This is a genomic window from Paenibacillus sp. CFBP13512 (assembly GCF_005233705.1).
Taxonomy (GTDB): Bacteria; Bacillota; Bacilli; order Paenibacillales; family Paenibacillaceae; genus Saccharibacillus; species Saccharibacillus nuruki.
Map to the genome: position 1 here is coordinate 22,494 of NZ_QGAD01000015.1, position 24,230 is coordinate 46,723.

25 protein-coding genes are annotated in these 24,230 nt (G+C 33.3%); 6 read left to right on the plus strand and 19 right to left on the minus strand.

Annotated elements, in window-relative coordinates; translation table 11 throughout:
- Positions 1–47 precede the first annotated feature (47 nt).
- Complete coding sequence (locus tag PaeCFBP13512_RS18415; RefSeq protein ID WP_137225156.1) at positions 48–521, plus strand: hypothetical protein; 474 nt, start codon at positions 48–50, stop codon at positions 519–521.
- 60 nt (positions 522–581) lie between these two features.
- Here PaeCFBP13512_RS18415 and PaeCFBP13512_RS18420 read toward each other — a convergent pair whose 3' ends face one another.
- Positions 582–1,145, minus strand: a complete 564-nt coding sequence (locus tag PaeCFBP13512_RS18420) for an RNA polymerase sigma factor (protein ID WP_161594311.1) — start codon at positions 1,143–1,145, stop codon at positions 582–584.
- 269 nt (positions 1,146–1,414) lie between these two features.
- On the opposite strand from PaeCFBP13512_RS18420, the gene PaeCFBP13512_RS18425 reads away from it, so the two are divergent.
- Complete coding sequence (locus PaeCFBP13512_RS18425; RefSeq protein ID WP_137225161.1) at positions 1,415–1,699, plus strand: hypothetical protein; 285 nt, start codon at positions 1,415–1,417, stop codon at positions 1,697–1,699.
- A 46-nt stretch (positions 1,700–1,745) separates the two neighbouring features.
- Here PaeCFBP13512_RS18425 and PaeCFBP13512_RS18430 read toward each other — a convergent pair whose 3' ends face one another.
- Complete coding sequence (locus PaeCFBP13512_RS18430) at positions 1,746–7,175, minus strand: fibronectin type III domain-containing protein (RefSeq protein ID WP_161594312.1); 5,430 nt, start codon at positions 7,173–7,175, stop codon at positions 1,746–1,748.
- Between the two features lie 308 nt (positions 7,176–7,483).
- Here PaeCFBP13512_RS18430 and PaeCFBP13512_RS18435 point away from each other — a divergent pair, with 308 nt between their 5' ends.
- A complete protein-coding gene (locus PaeCFBP13512_RS18435) occupies positions 7,484–8,614 on the plus strand; it encodes a PQQ-binding-like beta-propeller repeat protein (RefSeq protein WP_137225165.1) in 1,131 nt (376 codons plus the stop codon).
- Positions 8,615–8,688: 74 nt separating this feature from the next.
- Here PaeCFBP13512_RS18435 and PaeCFBP13512_RS18440 read toward each other — a convergent pair whose 3' ends face one another.
- Both PaeCFBP13512_RS18440 and PaeCFBP13512_RS18445 read right to left on the minus strand, forming a co-directional pair.
- Positions 8,689–9,372, minus strand: coding sequence for a hypothetical protein (locus PaeCFBP13512_RS18440; protein ID WP_137225167.1), 684 nt, complete (start codon positions 9,370–9,372; stop codon positions 8,689–8,691).
- A 182-nt stretch (positions 9,373–9,554) separates the two neighbouring features.
- Positions 9,555–10,190 carry a hypothetical protein gene (locus PaeCFBP13512_RS18445; protein WP_137225169.1) on the minus strand — a complete coding sequence of 212 codons (636 nt, stop codon included), beginning with the start codon at positions 10,188–10,190 and terminating at the stop codon, positions 9,555–9,557.
- A gap of 84 nt (positions 10,191–10,274) precedes the next feature.
- Here PaeCFBP13512_RS18445 and PaeCFBP13512_RS18450 point away from each other — a divergent pair, with 84 nt between their 5' ends.
- The gene (locus PaeCFBP13512_RS18450) at positions 10,275–10,625 is read left to right on the plus strand and encodes a DUF3139 domain-containing protein (RefSeq protein WP_241669429.1); all 351 of its coding nucleotides are present in this window, start codon (positions 10,275–10,277) and stop codon (positions 10,623–10,625) included.
- A gap of 84 nt (positions 10,626–10,709) precedes the next feature.
- On the opposite strand, the gene PaeCFBP13512_RS18455 is transcribed toward PaeCFBP13512_RS18450, so the two are convergent.
- From PaeCFBP13512_RS18455 to PaeCFBP13512_RS18480, 7 genes are all read right to left on the minus strand, one after another.
- On the minus strand, positions 10,710–11,051 hold the full coding sequence (locus PaeCFBP13512_RS18455) for a hypothetical protein (protein ID WP_137225173.1): 342 nt from the start codon (positions 11,049–11,051) through the stop codon (positions 10,710–10,712).
- Positions 11,052–11,253: 202 nt separating this feature from the next.
- Positions 11,254–11,553 carry a hypothetical protein gene (locus tag PaeCFBP13512_RS18460; protein ID WP_137225174.1) on the minus strand — a complete coding sequence of 100 codons (300 nt, stop codon included), beginning with the start codon at positions 11,551–11,553 and terminating at the stop codon, positions 11,254–11,256.
- A 13-nt stretch (positions 11,554–11,566) separates the two neighbouring features.
- On the minus strand, positions 11,567–12,013 hold the full coding sequence (locus PaeCFBP13512_RS18465; protein WP_137225176.1) for a hypothetical protein: 447 nt from the start codon (positions 12,011–12,013) through the stop codon (positions 11,567–11,569).
- A 2-nt stretch (positions 12,014–12,015) separates the two neighbouring features.
- On the minus strand, positions 12,016–12,210 hold the full coding sequence (locus PaeCFBP13512_RS18470; RefSeq protein ID WP_206665610.1) for a hypothetical protein: 195 nt from the start codon (positions 12,208–12,210) through the stop codon (positions 12,016–12,018).
- Positions 12,211–12,457: 247 nt separating this feature from the next.
- Positions 12,458–12,631 (minus strand): hypothetical protein, encoded by a 174-nt coding sequence (locus PaeCFBP13512_RS23265; RefSeq protein ID WP_161594313.1) that lies wholly within the window; start codon positions 12,629–12,631, stop codon positions 12,458–12,460.
- Between the two features lie 32 nt (positions 12,632–12,663).
- A complete protein-coding gene (locus PaeCFBP13512_RS18475) occupies positions 12,664–13,518 on the minus strand; it encodes a DUF6710 family protein (RefSeq protein WP_137225177.1) in 855 nt (284 codons plus the stop codon).
- 3 nt (positions 13,519–13,521) lie between these two features.
- A complete protein-coding gene (locus PaeCFBP13512_RS18480; RefSeq protein ID WP_137225179.1) occupies positions 13,522–14,451 on the minus strand; it encodes a hypothetical protein in 930 nt (309 codons plus the stop codon).
- A gap of 294 nt (positions 14,452–14,745) precedes the next feature.
- Here PaeCFBP13512_RS18480 and PaeCFBP13512_RS18485 point away from each other — a divergent pair, with 294 nt between their 5' ends.
- The gene (locus PaeCFBP13512_RS18485; RefSeq protein ID WP_137225181.1) at positions 14,746–15,750 is read left to right on the plus strand and encodes a site-specific integrase; all 1,005 of its coding nucleotides are present in this window, start codon (positions 14,746–14,748) and stop codon (positions 15,748–15,750) included.
- 331 nt (positions 15,751–16,081) lie between these two features.
- Positions 16,082–16,612, plus strand: coding sequence for a GIY-YIG nuclease family protein (locus PaeCFBP13512_RS18490; protein WP_137225183.1), 531 nt, complete (start codon positions 16,082–16,084; stop codon positions 16,610–16,612).
- 466 nt (positions 16,613–17,078) lie between these two features.
- On the opposite strand, the gene PaeCFBP13512_RS18495 is transcribed toward PaeCFBP13512_RS18490, so the two are convergent.
- From PaeCFBP13512_RS18495 to PaeCFBP13512_RS18530, 8 genes are all read right to left on the minus strand, one after another.
- Positions 17,079–18,317, minus strand: coding sequence for a hypothetical protein (locus PaeCFBP13512_RS18495; protein WP_137225185.1), 1,239 nt, complete (start codon positions 18,315–18,317; stop codon positions 17,079–17,081).
- Positions 18,318–19,038: 721 nt separating this feature from the next.
- Complete coding sequence (locus tag PaeCFBP13512_RS18500) at positions 19,039–19,938, minus strand: DUF2971 domain-containing protein (protein WP_161594314.1); 900 nt, start codon at positions 19,936–19,938, stop codon at positions 19,039–19,041.
- Positions 19,939–20,014: 76 nt separating this feature from the next.
- Positions 20,015–20,338: a hypothetical protein gene (locus PaeCFBP13512_RS18505; protein ID WP_137225189.1), complete on the minus strand. Its 324-nt coding sequence runs from the start codon at positions 20,336–20,338 to the stop codon at positions 20,015–20,017.
- Positions 20,339–20,436: 98 nt separating this feature from the next.
- Positions 20,437–20,952, minus strand: coding sequence for a homing endonuclease associated repeat-containing protein (locus tag PaeCFBP13512_RS18510; RefSeq protein ID WP_069329148.1), 516 nt, complete (start codon positions 20,950–20,952; stop codon positions 20,437–20,439).
- A 17-nt stretch (positions 20,953–20,969) separates the two neighbouring features.
- Entirely contained in the window at positions 20,970–22,010 is a 1,041-nt protein-coding gene (locus tag PaeCFBP13512_RS18515) for a hypothetical protein (RefSeq protein ID WP_137225191.1), read from the minus strand.
- A 520-nt stretch (positions 22,011–22,530) separates the two neighbouring features.
- Positions 22,531–22,857: a hypothetical protein gene (locus tag PaeCFBP13512_RS18520; protein WP_069329150.1), complete on the minus strand. Its 327-nt coding sequence runs from the start codon at positions 22,855–22,857 to the stop codon at positions 22,531–22,533.
- A gap of 20 nt (positions 22,858–22,877) precedes the next feature.
- The gene (locus PaeCFBP13512_RS18525) at positions 22,878–23,444 is read right to left on the minus strand and encodes an S-layer homology domain-containing protein (protein WP_137225193.1); all 567 of its coding nucleotides are present in this window, start codon (positions 23,442–23,444) and stop codon (positions 22,878–22,880) included.
- The gene (locus PaeCFBP13512_RS18530) at positions 23,441–24,097 is read right to left on the minus strand and encodes a flagellar brake protein (protein ID WP_137225195.1); all 657 of its coding nucleotides are present in this window, start codon (positions 24,095–24,097) and stop codon (positions 23,441–23,443) included. The genes PaeCFBP13512_RS18525 and PaeCFBP13512_RS18530 overlap by 4 nt, the downstream gene beginning before the upstream one ends.
- Positions 24,098–24,230: the final 133 nt, after the last annotated feature.

Sequence of the window (24,230 nt, forward strand, 5' to 3'; positions counted from 1 at the left end):
TGAATTTATAATGAGAATAGAACATAGAACATAACGGAGGGGTTCATTTGGCATATACATCCTTAAATCCAAGTATTAAAAGAAAGATTAAAACTAATGAGAAATTAAATAAACTAGCGGCTAAAAAAGTTGATTTAGGGTTTAGATGGGAATTTATCAAAGGAATGCATGGAAATGTTTTTCAAGTAAAAGATCATTTACTCATGCGTTATTACAGACAAGATCGGGAAACATTAAACGCAGGAAGTTTCTTTGATGGCTTTCTACCCTACTATTGCGATTATTGCAAAACAGTTGTAAAAGAGATTGTTAACATCCCGTACACGTTGGTTTATGAATATTTGGTTCGTGCTAAATTAGACAATTCCGAATGGATTAAAAGTAAAACTAAAGTAGTATATAGCTGTTGCGCTGCTTGTGAGAACGGTCCCTTACCGTTATCCCCAGATTTAATTGGTTACCATGTCATTGAAATTTACGAAAATGAAAAATTAATTTTTACTCAGGAGAGAAAAAATTAAAGAAAATATTGTATTGGTAAACCCATTACATTAAGCGGGTTTTACCAATACTACGATAGCTTACATACTCTTCGCTAATTTTCGCCGGATGATTTCCCTACCTCTAAAAGCTTGAGTCTTTATTGTGGCCATAGGTACTTTCATTTGATCGCTAATTTCGGTTAATGTAAGATCCTTCACATATCGTAAAGAAACAGCATTTTTATATTTTTCAGGTAAAGTCTGAATTGCATTTTTGATTGCAGTATCTGCTTCTTTCACAATGTATTGGCTCTCAGGTGTGATTTCATTTCGCCATATATTATCCATAATATTGTCGTATTTCGGATCTTGATAGTATAATGTCCCATTTTTTAAAGCTCTATTTTTGCGAACTCTTAAGTAATCATAACTGATATGTTTTGTGATTTGGTATAACCAACTCGAAAATTTATACTCTATATTATATTGCTCTATATGCCGGAATAGCTTGAAAAATGTTTCCTGTACTATGTCTTCAGCATCTTGTTTATGTTGTACATAATAGTAAGCCATATTAAACAATTTTGGGGTATATAGTTCTACTATTTCTTCAAATGAATACATAGTATCATCAATTATAATACGTATATTTTCGCAGTACATATGCAAATCCTCCATTAATGTATATTATAAAAAACAGAAAAAGCACCTCACACATAGACTAGTAGCCTGTATGTGAGGTGCTTCCTCATGAATGAGTATTCTGATATGATTATCATACATGAATTTGAACATTCATACAATAAAGGGATTTGGAGCTATTACCAGACGATCTCTAACGATTTTATAGAACTATCCGATAAATAGATTATCTTCGCTTTAAAGTGAGTAAAGTACATAGTAAAATAAGACTTTGTGAAAGGATACCCTCCATGATTAATTTAGATTCTAATTATTTCATTCTATTTGTAGCTATTTTATTAATTACTTTGTCATCTATTGTTTCTGCTGTATTCCAATTCAAAAGAGGAGCTAAAATGGAGTCTGCTGGAACTGTTCTCTTCTGTGTCTCCACAGACGTTACTTTCCTCTTCTATACATTACAATTCAAACTAGGAATGTGGATTGGAGCATCTTTCATTTTATTGAGTACATGGATGCTAGTACTCATTAGTTTCAAACAATTGAAGCAGAAAAAAATAACGGATATCTCTTAACATAAAAAGCTGTATTAGGTATTATACCTAATACAGCTTTTTCATTTTATTTCGGATCTTCAATCATACCTTTACGCATAGCACGTTCAATCATAGTTGCACTTTCAGCGCGAGTAAGGTTAGCATAAGGTCTAAACGATTGGTCTGGGTAACCCTGTAAAATATTAATAGATGTTAAGCTATTTACTTCTTGTTTAGCCCACTCTGACACTTTACTACTATCAACGTAATACATTTGATCTGTTTCAGGCAGTAAGGTGTACAAAGCACCACTCAACATTTTTGCAGCTTGCTCGCGATTAATCTCCATATCTGGTTTAAAATCATTCGCATTAAATCCTTTAGCGATTCCATGTTCAATTGCTGCTTGAAGTTCTGGCATATACCATGCAGAGCGATCGATATCATTGAACGATACCTCATGATCTCCACTTGATCGAATTTGTTCAGGCGTTAAAGTCAGTCTAGTCAGCATCGACATGAATTGAGCACGAGTTGTACCTTCATTTGGAGCATACTCGTTTTCACTTATGCCCTTAACAATGCCTAAATTAGCTAAATGATCAATAGCTTCTTGTGCGAAGCTGTTTTCAATATCCATAAATCGACTTTCAGATTCGTCTTTTTCTTCTGTATCTCCTGAAGCTAAAGGAGTGATCGTAGGTTCTTCAATAAGTGTGGCTTCTGCATCATCTTGCTTACTTTCTTGTACAACAATGGATTCCCTTTCTTTTTTTGTACGTGTCACAATACTTTGTTTTTCGGATTGATTTCCTAATTCATTTTCTGTCCATACCTCAAACGTATATATCGAATCAGGGTGTAATTGATCTTGAACAAATTGATGATAGCCTTTAGCTGATCCGCGGAAGAGTTCATGTCCTTGTGATGCGATAACAAAAATTTCAGCATCTAAAGTATGATCGACATGAATAGTCACACTGGTTCGTGTGCTATCAAAGGTAAGGCTGAATTTAGGATCAGGTAAAGTCACAACATCTGGTATCGGCATCGCACGTCCCTCTCCTGTTGTATTGACCGGCACTACCGTATACCCTGTATACCGAGTCGCTGTAGAAAGTGCAGATAGGACAGATTGAGATTCTGTTGTCTGTTGCTGAACAAGTTCCCCTTTCGAATTATAAATTCGATAAGCATCTGCACCTGGTACATTAAGCCAGTGAAAGGAGAATGTACTCAGTTCTATGGTATCAATGTGTACTAATTGAGACAAATCGATATTGGCATCTACAAATCCTGGAATGGTACGCCATGTATAGCGTGACGATTTACCTTTTCCTGAAATATTAAAAGCTTCTACTACAAAGGTAGTTGTACTACCAGGTTCTAGATCTGTAGCCGTATATTCCGGCTGTTTTACTTCTTTCAAAAAGTCTCCGTCGCTAGTATAAACGTTGTAATAATCTGCACTCTTTACTGGCTCCCACTTGACTGTCAATGTGGTCGGGCTGTGATCTGCTGTTGTGTATGTGGTCGGTGCAGAAGGTAACGTTAGAACAGAAGCTTTTAAAGCTTCCCCATAACCAGCTCCATTACCAGCAGCCACCACATAATCGTATGTGGTTCCTCCTACTAATCCATTAACTGTGATTTCACCTGTTCCCACCTCAAATTCTCTGTTATCCATCATTAGTTTGTATTTTGTTGCTCCGACTACAGAAGCAATACGGAATGTTACAAAATCTTCTCCAATTATAGAAACATCGATATCGGGTTGATCGGGTAAAGTAAGGCCCAGAGAACTAATAGATTTCCCAAATCCTGATTTGTTGTAAGGACTAATTTGGATACGATGAGAAGAGCCTGCTTCAAATCCAGTAAAGGTATATTGATTTGACTCACGAGATATATCGTAAGTATACGTATCATCTATAACGGCTTGATATCCGTCTACACCTCGTACTGCTTTCCATTTCATAGTTATACTCGTTGTAGAGGCATTAACTTGATTTAAATCTTCAGGTGCTTGAGGAAGCGTCCAGATATTACTTAGATAAAATGTATTGCCAAAACCACTACGATTTCGAGCTGCTATATCATAATTATAAGACGTTCCTGCTTCTAAACCGGTATCTTTAAAATGAGTCGCTTTATCTTCATAAATCGTAGTTTGATCTCGGTGCAGTTTGTAATACGTATCTTCAGTGACTGAGTCTGCATATACATTTTGAGTCACTGTATTCCAATTCATATCTACTGAATCTTCTGTAATCAAAACAGCATTGAACCCACTAACTAGGTTGGGCAAAGAAAGGTAACTGACATGGTATGCTGCACCCTCACCTGATGTGTTGACCGCTTGGATAGAAAAATTATACCAAGTATAGGGCTGAAGACCACTAACCGATTGATACGTATCACCCATTACGGTTGTATCTACATCCAACGCTTGAGTCGTTAAATTAGTTGCTTGAATATGATACCCTGTAGCGGATTTTACTGGAGCGATGTTCACCACTGACTTACTATAATCAGTACCATCGCTATAGACATTTGCACTAACCGTAATACCCGGTAACGTTGTACCGATCACTGGTTCACTTGGTTCACTCTCTCCTACATGATTATATGCTGTAATCACATAACTGTAAGCTGAGCCATCGCTGAGCGAATCGTCCGATAACTCATTCGCCGGATAATAGACTGTCCATGTTCTTCCAGTGCTTTGATTTTCAATTTTATAGCTTGTACCATCGACTTCTGCACCATTGCTAGGTAAAGACCAAGACAAAAGCATTTTGTCTGTAGCTGTACCGATTACCTTCATCGTTGGTGTTTCTGGCTTATGCTGAAGCTGGTAAGAATTTGTCGTGAAATTCACACTATTTCCTGCTCGATCATACCCTTTTAGATGTAAATACCATATGCCTTCTTTGGTTTGCACGATTGTTTGTTCAGCTTCTGACAGCTGATCCCAAGATGATGGCTCATCAATTGAATCCGACCATTTGTAATATAAACGATTCAGATCCAGCCCTGTCTCGGCATCTGCAAATTTAGTCATCACATGAATATCTTGATCTGACCACGATCGTCCATTTTGAAATACACTCACTGTTGGTTTACGATCATCAATGTTTTCCACATTTATAATATGTTCTATAGTGTTGCCTACTACATCGGTCGCTGAGAATGTATACGTTCCATTTTTAGAAACAGCATAGGTTGTGGAATTTCCTTCTATCTTTTTACCATCAGGTAACGTTAGATACGCGACTCCACTTTCCAAGTCTGATGCATTTACCAACAAAGAAGTTTGATCCGACCATTCTTCGTCTAAATTCTTAACTTGTATCGTAGGTAAAATATCATCAATGTTATGAACCTCAATAGTTTGCTTAACGACATTCCCTGCTAGATCAAAAGCCGAAAATGTATACTCACCATTTTTTGTTACTTTGTACGTGGCTGATTTAGCTTTCTTATGTGAACCATCCGGCAAAGTCATATAATCGATTCCACTTCCCTCATCTGTAGCGGTAGCAGATAGTGTAAGATTCGTAGCCCACTCGGTATCCGAAGGTTCTACTTTCAGGACTGGTGGGGTTTTATCAAAATTGCCGACTTTGATCGTTTGCTTGACGACATTCCCTGACAAATCTGTAGCTTCAAAGGTATAGTCTCCATTTTGAGTCACTTCATAACTAGCAGAATCGCCTTTAATCTGGCTTCCATCCGGCAACGTCATGTAATCTACTTTATCTTCCGAATCGATAGCCGTAGCGGATAAGATAATACTCGATGACCATGCCGTATTCGAGCTTTCTAATTTTAAGACCGGTGGAATGTTATCTATGTTGTCTACTTTGATTGTTTTTTGAATCGAATTGCCTGCTTTATCTGTAGCTTCAAACGTGTAGTCTCCATTTTGAGTCACTTCATAACTAGCAGACTCTCCTTTAATCTGACTTCCATTAGGTAAAGTAATATGATCATTTCCTGCCTCTGAATCGGTAGCGGTAGCTGATATCACAGTCCGAGCCGACCAAACTGTATTCGAGCTTTCTAATTTTAAAAGAGGTGGAGTCTGATCAATATTCCCGACTACTATGCTTTGTTTGACTACATTTCCGGCTGCATCTGTAGCTGAGAACGTATACTCACCATTTTGAGAAACGGTATACGTGGCTGATCCACCTTTAGTTTGTTTACCATCAGGTAAGGTAATAAAATCTACTCCACTTTCTGCATCTGTAGCCGTAGCTGATAACGTAATTTGAGACGACCAAACCGTGTTTAATGTTTGAACTTTAAGGATTGGTGCAGTTTCATCTAAATGGGTAATAACTATATTCTTATTGATTGAATTCCCTGCTTGATCCGTTACTATAAATCGATAATTCCCATTTTTAGTAACGACGATAGATGCTATGTTTCCTGAAACACGTAAGCCATTCGGTAAGTAAATCTCTTTGACTCCTGAAAGACCATCTGAAGCCGTAACATTAATTCGAGTCGAAACGGCATTTATTTTTTCTTCGGACAGATTCACTATTGGATTGGAATGATCAATCAATACATTCCCAGAGACTTCTGAACTCGGATTTCCCACATTGTCGATACTTCTAGCATGAACAACTGTAATACCTTCATTCGTTATTCGTAATGAAGTGTCGACTATCCAACCTGTTGATGTGGCTCCAGAAAGGTAATATTCTGTACGATTCGTACCCGAATGTTCATCCCTTCCGGGTACAAGTGAAATATTTATCTCGGACTCATTACTGTATCCATTCGTTAACCCGTTAATACTTGGGGAAGAAGAAGGGGTACTGTCTACATAGACTACTTTAGAAGCGCCTCCGCTACGTAAACCGACAATATCTACTGCATACGCAGTAATCGTATAGGCACTAGAACTAGTTAGAGTAAAAGGGTTGGTATATTTCTGTTCAGATCCTCCATTGATACTGTACATGTAGTAATCAACTTCTGTGTTGTCTCTACTTCCTCCAATAGAAACTGTTTGTGAAGTACTCCAATTTTCAGAAGATATCGAAATACTAGGAGAAGTGGGAGGTTCCGTATCGGTAACAGATAACGTAGCGGTCTGCTTATTGTTAAGACCATAATCGATATAAGTATCTCCAGATTTGTTATAAGTAATATCTATTCTGCTAACGTTTTTATATGCACTCGCATCTAAATTGAAGTTGAGTGTATAGTTAGCCTGATTCCATCCTGAAATGCTATAAGGCCCTAAAGTTTCTGAGGAGTATGCTCCCCAACCACTACCTGATCCGTTTTTGAATTCTCCATATACTTTGGCACGAAAAGTTATACTAGAAGTTGCTGAAGGGTTAGACGTTTTATAGATATTAATTGGAATCGAAGTGCGTACTGTGCCCCCTCCAGGTACAGGCTCACTTGCATATAATAGCGATTTACTGCCAGAGAGCGTTGTACTCACTGTTGCAGCCTGACTCACATGAATAGGAATTAACGTCATGATCATTGCTACTATTAACAATGAACATATCAACGGTCTATAATTTTTATTAAAAATGAAATACATACACGCACTCCTTAAACGCAAAAAAGCACCTCGCTGAAGGACAGATCGTCCTTAAGCGAGGTGCTTCCTCGGGTATATTTAATTGAGACTATTGTAGCATAGAACTTTTGATAACCCAAGACTGAAAATGGAAATTTTCAATATTTATTCATATTACATTCGTATGAACGACATTTAGTTAATTCTTATTTACAAAATAAAAGTGCATGCTATTATTATCCTAGAAAATATAGATAAAAGGGGCTATTATGAAAAACCACATTTTAAAAATCGGCTTACTCCTTCTCAGCTGTATACTCGTATTTAGTTACTCGCAAAAAGCTTTTGCTGAAGCGTTGAACAAACCTTATGTACATCTTTCGAATCCTGGTTCTTTTATTATGAATGAAGACGATTTACCTTTTTTAGCAATAGATAATAAAGGAAATAAAACACTTGTCGTATCTATTGACTATTCTAAAGATGGTACATTCAAAGAAATGTTAAATGGTATTGATACTAAAACCGGGAAAATCAAATGGTCTAAACGAAAAATCAGTAGTCATATTAAAGTAGACTCTGATCGCGGAATTACTTATATGTATTCTACAAGATACAATAAAAAGAATACCATCACTGCTATCGCTGCTGACGGTAAAGAACTTTGGTCTAATTCAATTCCAGAGGTATATAATCAGGTTGATATTGATAACCGAAATGGGAATGTTCTTGTATATGATACTCGAAGTGACAAAAAAACTTATATTACTATCTTTAATCTCAAAGGAAAGCTAGTTAAAAAGCAAATTATAGATGGAGAACTGAATGATATCAAGGGTCGCTACTGGTTCATCTATGATTACAATTTAGAACGAACGCAAATAATCGATACCGAAACGAGTAAAGTAGTTATGAAAGCTCCTTCGACTAATAATGCATACCTCTTGAAAGATGGTACATTTTTGTTTGTTGAGGGAGACTACAAAGCGAAGAAAATGAAGATTGTTGCTTATAATTCTTCGGGTCATAAGCAATGGACTCGTTATGTATGGGGAGAAACTAATCCGCTACAAATAGTAGGTCCAAATTTTCTAGTCGTGGGTACTAAAAGTGTGAGTCTTTATTCTAGTAAAAATAAGTTGATCTCTAGCAAAGACATAGCCAACTTCCGCAACCTTCAATCTGATGATAAGGCAGTCTCATATGAGGTAGTTACAGGCGAAAACAAGCTTCAACTTAATATCTTAAATCCTTCAAATCTAGAAGTTCGGCATTCTATTGACTACTCAAATAATCGGTTATTTAATTATTATTCTGGCTACTTTGAATATCTAGGCAATCACCAATACTATCAGAATAATCAAGAAACCGATTCAATCGAACTTAATTACATTCCATAAGCATATTTTTAATTTAACAGATGTTTCTTTGTAGTAATAGAAAAGAGTATAGTGATGATCACTATACTCTTTTCTTAAGCTGACTGAGAAATTAAATTTTTAACTTCTGCTAGTAATTCAGCCATTTCTTTATTTTTGTTAAATCCACTGAATACTGTTTTTTGTAATACATAATTTACGACAAAAACAAGGTAAGAAATTAAAGCTGCATATAATGAAAAAAGTAAGATTTGAGATAAGCTTGCTCCAATACTTTTGCCTAAAACTGCACCCCATATCGCAAACAAAAACGCAACTAAAGTAAGCATATAGGTTCTTTTATGTTCTGTTATCTTAACTCCTTTACTTTGGAAATACTCTATATCTGCATCAAGCTGAGTTGATGTGATATGCAATAAAGTTACTTTCTTATACAGTAATTGAGTTTTATAGCATTTTAAAAACTCTTGATACCCTTCTTTTCGATCCATTATTTTAAGATAATCTGGGTATTGTTGAGCCATATATTTATCTGTTTTAAGTATCCACATTATTAAACATAGTACACCGGATACGAGAAAGATAAATGCAAGAATCCATAACTTATTGTCAAAAAATAATAATAGCAAAGAACCTAAAGAAGAAAAACATACACTTCCAATTGCCCATGTCAAAGTTTTAGGGGCTTTCAACAATTTTTTACTAGACAAGTCAGTATGAGTATAATCAAATAATTCTTTTCGATGGAGTGAAATTTTTACCATTTCAGGAATTTGCATCATGTGAATATCCTTTCTATATGTATTATATTTTATATTACGTAGATGTTATTTCTTGGTTTCATTTTGAGTTATTTAATACAAAAAAACCTATACTTTATGAAAAGTAATAGGTTTTTTTAGTTTTTCTATTAAACTTTAATTTTAGAACATCCATACATCTGTAATAAATATTTTTTATTTTACTTTCTATAGAAAGTACCCTGTTTCGCTAAGATCGGAGAATTTAAAATATCGCTAGGATAAACATACTGTAACCCGATCGGAGTCACTAAATCGCTGTATGGAGCATTACTAACTAATTCTCTATGCTCACCAAAATAATAGGCTTGCCAAACAAATTTGGAACAGTAATTATCACCTACTACTCGTACTCCTGGTATAAAGTTATACGCTCTTATGTTGTTCACATTGTTTTTTGACCAAGCTGCTGCTGCTGCACCACCGCCACCACGAGGTCTTAAGATTGTGAATTTATCTCCTGGTGCAAAGTTACTCATATAAAGTTCAAGTGTTTCTGAAATTCCGGGCCCATATGGATGAGAATGTCTTAGTTTCAAATCGGGTCCTACGATAGCAACATGCCCAACAAAATATGTAGATGTACTTTTTGGATTATGTATAATGTCGCCAGGCATTAAGTAAACATTTGTTCCGGGATACGTCGGGCCAATTTCTGCATTGATTCCTATGTCGCCTTTTTTAGGTAAGTATGTATTAAATGTGACTGACTCTGAGCTTGCATGTGCTTTGCTAGATAGTACAAAAACAAATAAAACACTCATCATGAAAATAAAACTAAATGATACCTTTTTCACTTACATTCCCCTTTTCGTGTATGTTATGGTAAAGTATGTAACGATAATATGCTAATTTCTTTTATTTGTAAATACATATTTATTATGGAAGGTGTGAAAAAAATGAAATATAAGAAGACGTGGATTACAATATTAAGTGTTGTAGTTATATTGGGTGTAACGGTACATTTTGGACTTAATTATTACAAAGACAAAGTTACACAGGAAGTAATAAGTTATTTGGTAGATGAAAAAGGGTATAAAAGTACAGATATTGATGAAATTAAAACTTATATAGGTAAAGCTCCAGTAGTAAGTACAAGCGTTATATTCAAAGATGAACCAAATGCAATGTATATGTACAAAGAAGAAGCAGGACACATGAAACAATATAAAGCAATTCCAGCTATTAATGATTTAAAACAAAAATACATTCATTCTGAAGAACCTCAATAAACAATAAAAAGAAGCATTCCATTTAAACATCGTTCTAATGGAGTGCTTCTTTTTTATTGTTTCGAATAATAGATAGCTAATATTTCAAGAAAAATCTTCTATGAATTTTGTTAAGGATTTAACCATTTTTTGTTCTGATAAAGATTTTACATCCTGTAACTGCATGAGTTTTAATAAATCCACGATTGTATTTATTTCTGTTCGATTTTCATTGTATATGTTACTAATAAACAAATGATCACTACTGCTTAAAGATTTATTAAGTATATGTTCTATCGTTTCTTTTATATAATTTATTTCAAGATTTTCATGTTCTGACTGATCTATACGAAAAGGATTAATGCTGCCCGAAATTTCATCTATGTCAATCATTTTACCTTCCAATTCATTTAATTTTTCGAGTAACTCTTGTTGCTTATCATGCATGGTATTCCTCCATCATTAATAGATTATTACATTAATATTATACCCGTTTTTGATATCTGGTAATGACACTTCTCATATTTTCTTATTTAATCAGTAATCTTAAATAACGATATAAGCAAAGTTAAAAATTAATTTTGAATAGTTTAGTCAATATTATAATTTATCGATATGGGCAAACTATTCAAATCTATTATTTCAAATTTCAGAATGTGTTAAAAGTGGACTCGAATTCTTTTAAATCTAATTGACCATAGGAGTAATAGGTACTGTCATTGCTATCACAAATTAAATATTGCGCATATGAATAATCAACTTTAAGTTCTATCGTGCAAATAAAAGTACTTTCATCAAATATTAGAAAATGTTCGTCTAAAAGCTTAGTTAACTTCTTTACTTCTATTTGATTGTTTGTCACATATTGATAAAAGAATGGATTTCCTTCCTGATTATCAAACTGCTTTAATTGAAATCCTTTATTTAATAATTCTTCTACTTTAATCATTTTGCCATCCCCCTTATCTGTGACTTACTGTTTCAAAAGGAATTTCGTCTACTTTTCCAGTTAAATAATCTAATAAAGACTCCATGCCAGCATACTCACAGTCAATCCGTTTTTGATCTTTAGCCATGATTGCCATTAGACGATGGTGTCCTTTTTCTAAGACAGGAAAAGGTACAGACATATCTCCGACATAGCGACTATGGAGTGTAATAGGCTCCATTGTCTCAATATGATTAGCTAAAAATTTAATACGACCTAAATGCCAATCTTTTGATTTAACAATAGGATTCATAAGGTATAAATTATTATCATCGTAGTGTTCTTCTACTTCTACAATTTTTTCATTATTTAGAGCTTCAATGGCATCATTAAGTGTTACTTCAGTACTTAGCCAATTTAATTTTTTCTCATCTCCAAAATATAAATTAACAAGTCTTTCTGTAAGAATGGAATAGATCATAATTAATCCTCTCCTTCGAGTTCAGCTGTTAATAAAATACGTTTACCTTGATAATCTTCTTTTTCGCTAATTCGATAAACAAGTCCATAAAAACGTCCTTTATTTTCAGCACCGGTAGAGACTTCTACGGGCAATGTCTTGTCTTCTACTTCACTAAACTTTTCTAGTATATCTGCAACAGTCATTACCATTTTCATATATTATCGCTTCCCTTTTCAATTTTTCTTTTACGATATTTAACAAGTCCATAGTAAACTACTAATCCTGGGAATATAAATTTAAAAAATGCAATAATAAAAAGCAAAAATAAAAAACTCAAGAGATTTGGATTATTTAACCTATATTGTGGAGTAAGATGATAGATATACTGAAGTATGGGATCAGAAGAGAAATATAATATAGTTAAGCTAGACACTATAAAGAACCATTCTTTTCTGGATAATTTCATACATTACTTTGTTGATTAATATAGTTTAAAATGTCTTCGTCATTTCCAGTACATTCAATCTTCCCGTCTACATAAACAGAGAATTCTTCAATGTTTAATCTTTGAATTACAAATTTCCCTATTTCTTTTTGATTTGTAATTTTAATAATATCAAATTCAGTGATTTTCATATTGTATCCTCCTTATTATTTTATAGCGATCGTTACCACGATATATTAAGTTCGTTCAATTTCCGACCGATCTCAAATATCACAGCAAACTCTACATTTCCGACTGCTTCAAGAATAGTATCGTCAGCTTTTCGATAATAATTTACTCCATCTGAATACATTAATGAATATAATGGTCTGATATCTATCATTTCATATTTTGTGATGATCCCCTCACCTTTCACTATGCCAGCCATAATTGAATGATTACCAGAATTAACACAACAAACCCCCACCGGTTGCATAAGATAGATGTCATGATTAGAATCTTGTTTCCAAGCCTTACTTGTATTATGTTGGCCTATTTTTATTAAAGCATCTGTAAATTTAATATGATTCCAAGGACACGGAAGTATTAAATCTCTGGCTAATTTCACATCTTTTTTTAACTTCACATCTTCTTCTAACGATGGAATTTTAGTTTTTTCAACGATATCCCATAATGTTTGCCCATTAAAAAGATGAAAAAAATTAAAAAATTCGATAAATTCTGGACCCCGCTGCGGAGCTCTTCCATAAATGATATTCGTTATATACTTTGTCTGAATAGATAAACCCAAAACTTTAATATAGCTAAAGATAGGATGCTTATAATCTGGATCTGAGTATGCACTTTCATCAGGTTTAGCATTTTCTAAAATAAATATTGCCCTAGCGAACATATTATTAAAAAGAAGCTTTTGCTCTTCAATTTCTTTTTGTTTCTCCACTTCAAAAAGAAATTTTTGTTTTTCAATTTTTTTTCGGTACTCCAACTCAAATACCTCTTGTTCATCCTCTGATTCATTGAAAGTCTCCTGAATGCAGCGACCAATAATCATTAGTTTTTCTAGAAATGATTTTGTCATAATTTACTCTGCTCCGCTCGCAATTTTAGTTAAGCGTTCTTTTGTTTCACCTTCGGATCGGTTAAGTAACTCCTCGAATCTTATTCCAGTTATCAACTCAATCAATTCTTTTGCGTGAAGTGAATGATCGACTGCTTTCTCAGCTACAGCTAAAGCCACTCTTATTTGATTATATTGGATCGCTTTCTCTTTCTCATTTTGAAGTTCCAACATTTTATTCTGATGTTTTAATTCAATAATGTTCAATTGCTGCTGATGTGTTTCTTTCAAACGATCTACATTTTCCTCCATTCTATCCTTTTCATTTTTTACGTTGTTCATCTCATGTGATTGTCGTGTTAATGTTTGCTCAAACGCTGATACAGTGGCTTTAGCTTTTTTATCTACTTCTAAATAAGTTTGTTTTAGCTGTTTATGGAGTTCTACTTCATGTAGATAATCATTCCGATATCTATCATTTTGCTCCGCCTGTTTTTTGTACTGTTCTGCTAATTCCGTTTGTGCTTTCAAACTGTCCAACAAATCTGTATATTTTTGCTGTGTCTCTGCTAATTCCTTCAGATGAAGCGTTGAATCCTTCTTGTAGTTCTCTATGCTTTTATGAAGATTTTGTATTTCGATTTCCAATTTTTCGATTATCGCGTCTTTATCTGAAAGCCCTTTACCTATATGAGCCTTCTGTACCTCTATAGCATCTAAACCTTTTTCTAAGAAATTGTTGAAAACATCAGCTTGTCTTTTTAATAACATCGCCATTTCTACAATATTAGGTTGTAAATTCGGATTCTCTGTGGCTTTTTCGTATAGTTTTGCTTTAGTAAGCATATCTCTAAACCATTCCGCATCCTTAAAGGGTGAATTTGCAATCAGAACATTCAACTCTTTAACTTCTTCTTCCTCCAGTCGAAATGCCTTCTGTTTCTCTACCGTCATATCCATTACCTCCATTATTTTAATTTGTTACTTAGCTACGATTATATCACTTTAATATTTTGTTAACAACAAAAACCTTGTAATAACAATGTTAACGAAGAAAATACTTTGTAACAAAATAATGATATTGATGTATTTTAGTACAAAATGCTATAATAGCGACAGCGCTATTCTAACATGGGATAAGTTATCATTATCCCATGTTAGAATAAAATCATTCCCGAAATGGGCAGATGAAGGAAGAGGTTATTCGCACGAAATGTTGCCTGAAAAAGAGGAAGGGGATGTGAGGTCATGAATACAGACGATTGGATTGAACGTGTGAGTATAGAGGAATCCGTGAATACATTATCGATCCAGGAGATTGAACAGAAAAAAGAGTTGCTACGCGAAGTGGTACAAGAAATAGCCAAAGCATCCAAATCGGAGAATACCAAAAAAGCGTACCGATCCGATTGGAATCGATACACGACCTGGTGCAATCAAATGCAGTGTATTCACTTGCCAGCTACCGATGACACGCTTTCCATGTACTTTGCAGACATGATGATGGTCGGTTATAAAACATCTACGATTATTAGAGCGCTCAGTACAATCCAAGAAGCACACCGAAAAGCCGGACACCCCTTTAATGCTACCCCTATCCTAGATAGCGTAGTGCAAGGCGTGAAGCGTTTAAATGGCGTGAAACAAAAAGGGAAAGAACCGGTGAAGGCTGATCTCCTGATACAGCTTGTAGATCAAATTCCTGTTGATGATGATATCCTCCACGTCCGCGATCGTTTTCTGCTTTTGTTTGGTTGGAGTAGCTCCATGCGTCGGAGTGAATTGGTCAGCTTAAATGTAGAAGATATCCAAGAAGAAAAAGCTGGATTAGTTGTACACTTACAAAAAAGCAAAACGGATCAGGAAAGCATCGGTCGGTCAATTGGGATTCCTTTTGGCCAAAATCCTTCCACCTGTCCCGTACTGGCATATCGTAAATGGATGGACTTAAGTGGTATCAGTGAAGGGGCAGTGTTTCGCGCAGTTAACCGTCATCGTCAAGTACGTACAAATCGAATGAATGCAGAATCGATTAATACGATTTTAAAAAAGCATATTCGTGCTGCCGGATTAAAAGATGAAGATTTTGGTGCACATAGTCTTCGTGCCGGTTATGTGACGACTGCCAGAGCAATGAACGTTCCAGATCACGTTATCCAAGGGCAGACGGGACATACCTCAACTGTAATGCTTGATCGTTATACTCGTAATAATCCATTATCAAAAAATAATTCTCCCAAATTAGGGTTATAGAAATCTATTTTTTTGAAGCTTAATCTTAGAAGCTCTTTAAATCGCACGAGCGTTTCACAATATTGTAATTCTAAATCCAAAAAGAACTTTGCAGGATCTTTTAGATTAGATTCAATCTTACAGCTTATAGCCTCAGTAATTTCAATTACGAATAAACAAATTATCGTATCTGTATTTGCACTTGTCTAATAAAAATATAATACTTGCATAATGTTATCAAGGTATGATTAAATATTATCATAGGTTGATAACATTAGATTAATAAGTGACGCCTTATTAATCTAATATATTTTACCTTGATCAAGTTACTATATTAATAAGGAGCGATAATATGTTGGATAAAGCTGGGTTAATACAATCGAGTGTTGCTGAAAAACTGCCACAGGAATATATAGACCGTTGTGACGATTTGCTTACATTATTGAATACAATCTGGAAATCTCCTATGATTCTCTTCCAAAAATTAGTTCCAAGTGATCTTAACGAGCTCGATGCAAAAGGGGGCGTTTATGTAATTGGTATGCTCTCCAGTAACGAAATATTGTATGTGGGGCGTACTAAAAATTTAAAGCGTCGCTTATATACAAATCATTTGATGGGCAATCAGAGTACGGCACGTCTTAAAAAATATTTAACATCTGATGAGCTACTTCGCGAATTTGCAAAATCGATGGAAGCAGTTTTCACACTTCCAACTAGTGCTGAATATGATAAAGCAAGTAGCTACAAATTAGCTAAAGAATTTCTACGTAAAAATTGTTATATCAAATTTTTGGAAATTGATGAATCACGACTCAGAGGATTAACTGAAGGTGGACTGGCATACGCATTTAACGTGCGATTCATTGAGGATGAACATTAATATTTGTGTATAACTTAACGTTTTAAACGATTTAAATCTAATTCTAGAGCTTCAAACATTGATAAAACCATCACAGATCTAAATACATTACCTCTCATAAGAACGTTTACTCTTATAATATAATAAATTTATAAAAAAAGACTACTGGTTGTAGAACATTCCAGTAGTCTTTAAATATTATGTTGCAAATGAGAATTGTGGATATTTATATTTAAAATATTCATTTTCCGATTTGTACAAAAAGATGAATGCGGTTTGTCCGGAGTTTTAGCATCTTTGTAAAGCTGATCTTTGTATTCGCCATCACCTAAATTAAACTTTTCTAAATAATAACTATCTACACTAACTGTATCTTGATAGGCTAGCTGTTTGCCACCATATGCTGCTAATTCAGGTGCATGAGCAAATACCTTTTTACTATTCTCTAATATTTATATTTTCTTTACAATTACATTATCTACATTCTTCAAACAATTCGATTCTCTTCTTTCTGCATATTAAACCATCTAATTGTTTGTTGTGCGATCATATTCAGAAATTTAGCAAACTCTTTTAATTGAGATTCAGGACATTCTGTTCCTTTAATCTTGTAATTAGTTTTGGCATGTGCAAATTTATTCCTGGTAGCAGTAACCGCGTCTATAATTTCCACAAATGCTTGATCTCTAGCTTCAGTTTTACTTTCTATAGTTATCTTCTTTGTTTTCTTTAAAAATTCAGGAGCAACTTCAATTAATTCAAGAATATCACAGCAAGTTTCTATAGTTATTTTAAATGCTTGATAATCTTTTCCTAAATCTCGATGATCATCAAAAATTTTATTCAACTCTAAAATATAAGTTGAATCTGGAGATAATGCTCTTTTACTAGACAATTTTATCATTGTTTTCTCAATTAAATCTTTACGAATAACCGTTTGTGAAACATATTCTATAATACGACTAAAACTTAAAATTTGCTGTTCAGGATATGAAGTATTAAAAGCATTTTTATAAATATTCAACAATTCATTAATTCCTTTCCCTTGAAGCAATGGTCTTAATCTAGTTGATCCTAGTTCATCATCTTTTTGGACTTCATAATCAGTAAAATCATCTTCTTCCCATGGAGCTATCGTAATTTCTATGTCTAATGTAGTTTTTAATTCAAAAAAATATGAATTAAATACGTTGTCTAGAATTGCGTTATTGATACTGCCAACACTAGTTATTTTTAAAAAGTAATCTCCTTCCAGATAAGCAGGTGTATATTTAGAATATTTTCCTTCTTCTGCAATCTTCACATTAAAACTATTTATTTCTGTTATCAGATTAACCGTATAAGTAATATCATTAAACTTTATCGATGTCTCAAACTGTTCCTTATGAAGCAATTCTATATAATTAAAATCAATTATAGGTATATCTATTCGAATATAAGAAGTATTACTACTCACAAAAGTATAATCATTAAGAAATGTTCCATCTTTAGCTTCATTTATCATGTTTATTAATTTATTTAACTCAATATCAACAGCATAAGCATCTCTTGGTAAAATCACTTCAACTATAGTTTTTTCGGTTAATAAAATTAGTTCATCTTCGTCTTCTTTAATAGCTTTGTCAAAGATTAAATAGTCTCCAAAACAAATTTCTATTTTATTTTCAATGCAGTATGATTTTATTCCATTTAATTTACTGCTAAGTTCTTCATTTATACAATCCATCTCTCTCTCCTAACGTTAATTAAATAACTATGATAAAATTTTATAATCTAAGCATGTACCATAATAATTAGTTAGTCTATCAGAAATATTAGGCTATTCTATATTCATTTCTTTTGTATATACATAGAGTGCTTGTGCAACAGAGAGTCCATCCTTCTGCTCTAACATCAATGAAATAGCTATTAGAATATCTCACATGAGCCTTAATTTCACCGATCCACTCTTTGTTAAGACGTTCATTTTTACAATTAAATTTCATAAATATCCTCCTCCTATTTTTCTGTATAATATGATTATTCATAGCTTTAATTTTTAATAAATACTCTTCAATTTATCCTTTTTGTCACTTCCATATGAAATAGAAGTAGCTCACTTTCTACAGCAAATTATTTGTTATAGCTTTAAGCCTTTTAATGCTACTTCTAAATTCCTTTATATGAATCACACTTTTCTTCTCACTGGTGGATATTAGATTAGAAGGAATATCTTGTTGTTTGTCTTTTCCCTCATCACCATTAGGGTCAACAATAAACATATTACTTACTAAAACTGGTTCACGATTATCAAATCCAAAGCGATAATGAGAATTTAGGAATGCTTTAAGTTAAAACATTCTCTCACGAGTCCCATGTAGCAATCACTTCTGATCATTAAACTTTATAATATAGCGATTACTTGTAAAAACCTAATCTATTTATAAAAATTAGATCATTCTTTTTAGCTAAAAGCGTAGTGGTATATCTGATTTTGTATATTTTATTCCCTGCTTTTCTTCATGATATTCTGGAAGTGAAATTGATTTTGATTCAACTCTACTTGTAATCCAACGTCTTAAACCTTCTAATGCTAATTCGTGTTTGACCATAGGACCTACAGTGATCTCAGTAATAGGTAAGATGTTATTTTCATCTACCAACGGAATAGCTATATAAGGAGCCATGATTCCCTGATATACTCGATATTTAATAAATTCATCTGGGGAAAACACCATTCGATATTCTTGTTCAGAAATAAAACTAGAATGTTTAAAAAAGGGGTAATAATACGCCCAACGATGAAACAATTGATCAATTATATTCTTCTGATATTCTTTACTACATGGATTAGAATTTTCAAAAAAATAATCTACTACTTTTCTTAATTCAGAAGATAAAATTGCTTTTTGTTCACTTTTTTCATATATGACTTTAGCACATAAAGGGTTTTGCTTATTTTTTTTTAAACTATCATTAAATATTAATGGATCAAGATGTAAACAATAACCATCATTTTTCCCATAATAATTCCATAACGATAATGAATCAGCATCACACGAAAAAGAAAGCATAAAGATATCTGTATAAAAATAGGATTTTTGATAATCAGGAATCCTTTTCTCAATTTGTAAGCACAATGACAAAAGTTGATCTTTATTTTCAATTTCGAAATATCTCAGATCATGTATGACTTCACCAAGTACATCCCAAAAATAAATCCCTTCTGATTTATCATTCATATATTCAGAATGGGTAACCCAAAATGTTTGTGATAAAATAATAGACTCTAATGCTTGAATAGAAGTGTAATGATACAACTCCATAGGAAAGTCGCTAACTAATTGAATCCCACCTAATAATTCCATAAAATCTATTTTAATCATAGAGCGCCTCTTTCTTATAATTCAAAATTGGAAGACGTTTTGCAACTTCTAGATCCACTTATACAATAAATGATTTAATTTCAAATTTAGGACTTATATACATCCCGTAACACTGATTATCTAATCCAATATCTTTAATCAACTCAGGATATTTTATAAAATAAAGAATTCTTCTAATGTGCCAATCGTTGGATCTCTCTTTAATATCATCATTATGGTGCATATGACCAAAAGGAGTAGGCTCTGGTTCTGCTCCGTCTTTTTGAGCTAAGTAAATAGATTCTTTTTTTATGGGATCTCCGTTGTTCCATTGCATAATAAGATCCAAATTAATATCTAGATTCGAGACCAATCTATCTAAAAGTATTATGTTATTATCCAAAGTATACCTCCACATGCATAAGCTTTGTTTTGAATACTTTTTAAAGTGAATTTTAGTGATCTTCAAACTGTGAAATAAGTATACATTCTAAACTCCGACTATTTTTCTTTATAAGATAAGCACCGTTTATACAATCCCGCTTTTTTTAACGCATTACTCCATGAGCCAAAATGATTTCTTATAGTTGTTGTACATGGGTGAAGTTTTAATTCTTCATATGCCGGTATAGTTATGGAACCTTCGATAAGAGATGCTGCCTCATGTAAAACACTTATAATTTCTTCTTCTGTATATTTTTTACTGGCACGTCTACTCCCTTTAGAGAACTTAGGATCGTTCACACAATCTATACAATAATTCTGATCATTTTGTGGATCAAACCTTTTTCCGCAACGTCCACATCGAATTTGCCGCATCTCTTGTTGACTTAACCCAGCTAGTTCAAGAGCATCTTTCCATTTACCTAAATTATTATATATAGACATTAAAGTTGGAGCATCAGTCGCATAATTACTTTGATAGCGTAGATACTGTGATCTGGTTAATGTATTCGATTTAAAATGATTAGCTGCTTGTTGTAAATTCTTAATCAATTGTTGTTTTTTTTCATCCATAACTTCAGTTCCTATACTCATAAATTGGATTGCGCATATTTAAATATAATAAATCGTTCAGCATTTTTAACATAGAATACCATATTACCTAAATAGGTATTTTTAGCATTAATTGATCTTTTTACAACATTTGAATCTTTAAATATATAGTCTTTTAAGATACTAGGTAAGTAAAAAGAAAATGCTATTTTTTCATACTCCTCTATCCTTACTTGCCATAAGTCTTTTTTCTCTTGATCCCATTTTATTTTTACGGAAAACGTTGATTTAGGATGATCCATTAAAAAATGTTTAAACTGTTCTGGATTTGTTGGTTTCAACAAAATAGAGAACGGCGAATCCACAGCTGCTAGATAGAGATCTCCATAACCTTCAATAAAGCTAATAAATGATTCAACAAATTCTGATTCTATTAATGAATTAGATTCAGTTTCCATATCTTTGGAAGTTGCACTGAATAGTTTCTCCTGTAATCCGCTTCTGATTTTAGACCATGTTACTGATGGTATATTTTTTAGATTTTTTTCTATAGCAACTGATATATTGTCTATTGCTTGTATTAAAGTAGAAAACTCTGATCCACTTAAATCAATCATTGTAATTTGGTTAGCAACAGCTAACCGGATAGCATTTAAAGAAAATCCGCTAACCGAGAAAATCGCGAACTTATAGGTATAGCGTTGAACAAGTAAATCTTCACCTTCGAGTTGCACCGTTTGATAACTAGTATTTAAGTCAGCCAATATACCGACAGCTGATCGTACTACATCAATTCCAACTTTTTTTGATTTTTTGAAATACTTTGCTTCCAAAAAAAGTCTTACCGGATAATTAAACGGAATAGTAATAGGAAACTGTCCTAATGCATCTGCCTGATGGATTCCACCTCGTCCTAATATGTTTAATCCATTGCCTCGTGTACAAAATTCAGGATATAATTTTTTATTTTCTATAGTAGCTTTAGTGATTAGTGTATACCCAGAGTTTTCTAATAACTTAGCTAACACATCTTCTAGTATACTGGCTTTAATATTGCTAAGTGTTACTATTACTATCACTCCTAAATTAGTTGTATAGTCTTTAATACCTATTATACTATGATTTTAGAGGAAACTACTGCATATTTTGAATATAAATAGCACAACCCAATTCGTTAATAATAACAAATTAGATTGTGCTATTTATACTCATAAGCTATGACCTCATTTTATTATCGAGGTTGTATATTTCGATCTTCATGTATATATAACGACCCTTCCCAATAATACTCACACCGATTGCATTCTCTACATACGTACCAGCAACCTAAATCCTCATCATAGATCCAATCTTCTTCTTTATCTTTACAAAAACAATCAGTCTGTGGCAGTTTCCAGCGCTGACTAGTACTAGGTATATCGATCTTCGGGTGATTTTGTGAAGGCATAATATTTTTAGATCTAGAAAATATACTTTTTAAATTGTTATTTTTCAGTTTGGTGAATATAACACTTAACAAAATAGCTATACCTAGAGCACAGTAGATATAAATCATCAGAAGCTCTCCTTTTTAGAGGTATTCGCCTTTATTCATTACGATTAGATATTTGGTGATTCATCTTTTGGAATGAGTACTATAGAATTCTTGCGTATAAGATCTTGTCGATCTACAAAATTCAGATTCTTTTGATGTAAGAAATCTTGCATTTGATTTCTTTTGGTTTGGACAACAACGATTATCTGATTTTTCTGACCTTGTGTAATATCTAGTTTATATTTATACCAAGCATCTTCTTCAAGAAAAAGCAATTCATTATACGTAATAAACCTAGGTTGAAATAGACTTAAATCATCAGAAAATCTACTTTGTGCTTCTTGTATAGTTTGCTCCCATTGATTTGGAAAATTATTGGTTAGAATAATCAAGCATATTCCCATCCTTTTGGTTATAGTTTCAATAATATACCTTTAGAAAATAACCGATCAATAATGTTAGCACTCTCTATGCGACTTAATATCTGATTGGGCCGAAATGAAGAATCACTATACCCGTCTAAAATTCCAAGTGCACAGAGAGTATATACTTCTTGATTGAATGAAATATGATTAGAATCAGTAAAGTTCTTCTCTGCTGCATAATTATACTGTTCTAATCCAAGCATATCATAAATCATTTTCGCAGCTTGCTCACGCGTTAAAGAGTCATTTAAACGATCATGCTCTTTAGCTGTACCTTTAATTTTATTTTGGAAAATAATTATCTGAGAAAAGTTGGTATCAGTAACATCCAAACTGTTTTCCGTAACGCTAGAACTATACTTTTCTAATGATGATAAAATAGTTGCAAACTCACTTTTAGTCATAGGTTGAGTCACAACTACCAGGTCAGATGTATACCGATTGTTTGGCTTGTTAAAAGTTTCATTTGGAGTAGGAAGAGCTGCTGAAGCTGTATATCCCCCAAGCATAAGAGAGATCAACATAGTTAATGTTACCAGCTTATAAATGTTCATACCTTTGCTCGACCTGAAGCTTGCTTCACTTCTACCTTCATTGCATATTTTATAATTGAGCTTCTATGTTGTTCTTTAATTTGGCTGAATTTCAAAGCAACTTTGTATTGGTTTAATTCCAGCTCTTCGCAGTAAACCACTTCGGCTTGAAAAGGAATGGATACTTGGTCATTACCTTTAAATAAATAGATCACACCAGACCATTCTTTTTCTTCTAAGACTAATGGAACTTTAGAAATATATGAAAGTCCTCCACCACTAATATCTTTTGTCAAAATAATTTTCGCATCACTTGGTTCAATAAGAGAAAATAGATGGCATTCAAGTTCAGTATTAACTCGGACGTATTCCCGATTTTGCACTTTCATGATTGCAGATTCTTCCGGAATGGATAATCTGTACATCGAACTTTCTTCTATAAAATCAATAACGTTTGTAGTAAATTGGTATTTGGTTTGATCCGATCCGGTATAATAAACAAAAATAAGTTTATCTAAAAAATGAGATAATGGTACCGCTTTTTTTTGCAATTTCGACTCAAATAAAAACGTGTTAGTGCGAGATTCTAATGCATGGATTCGTCCTAAAATCATCTTTCCTTCTTCATCTTGAATTTCAAGATATTGATCTTTAAATAAATCTGTTTTTCTCATTGTAAATTCCTCCAAATTAATATCAAATTGAAACAAAAAAAGCACGCGCTACCCTGTTAAGGATTGCGCGTGCTTCGCGTTGTATATTGAATTACCATAATACTATCACAATTCTGAGCATGGGTGAAGTAAT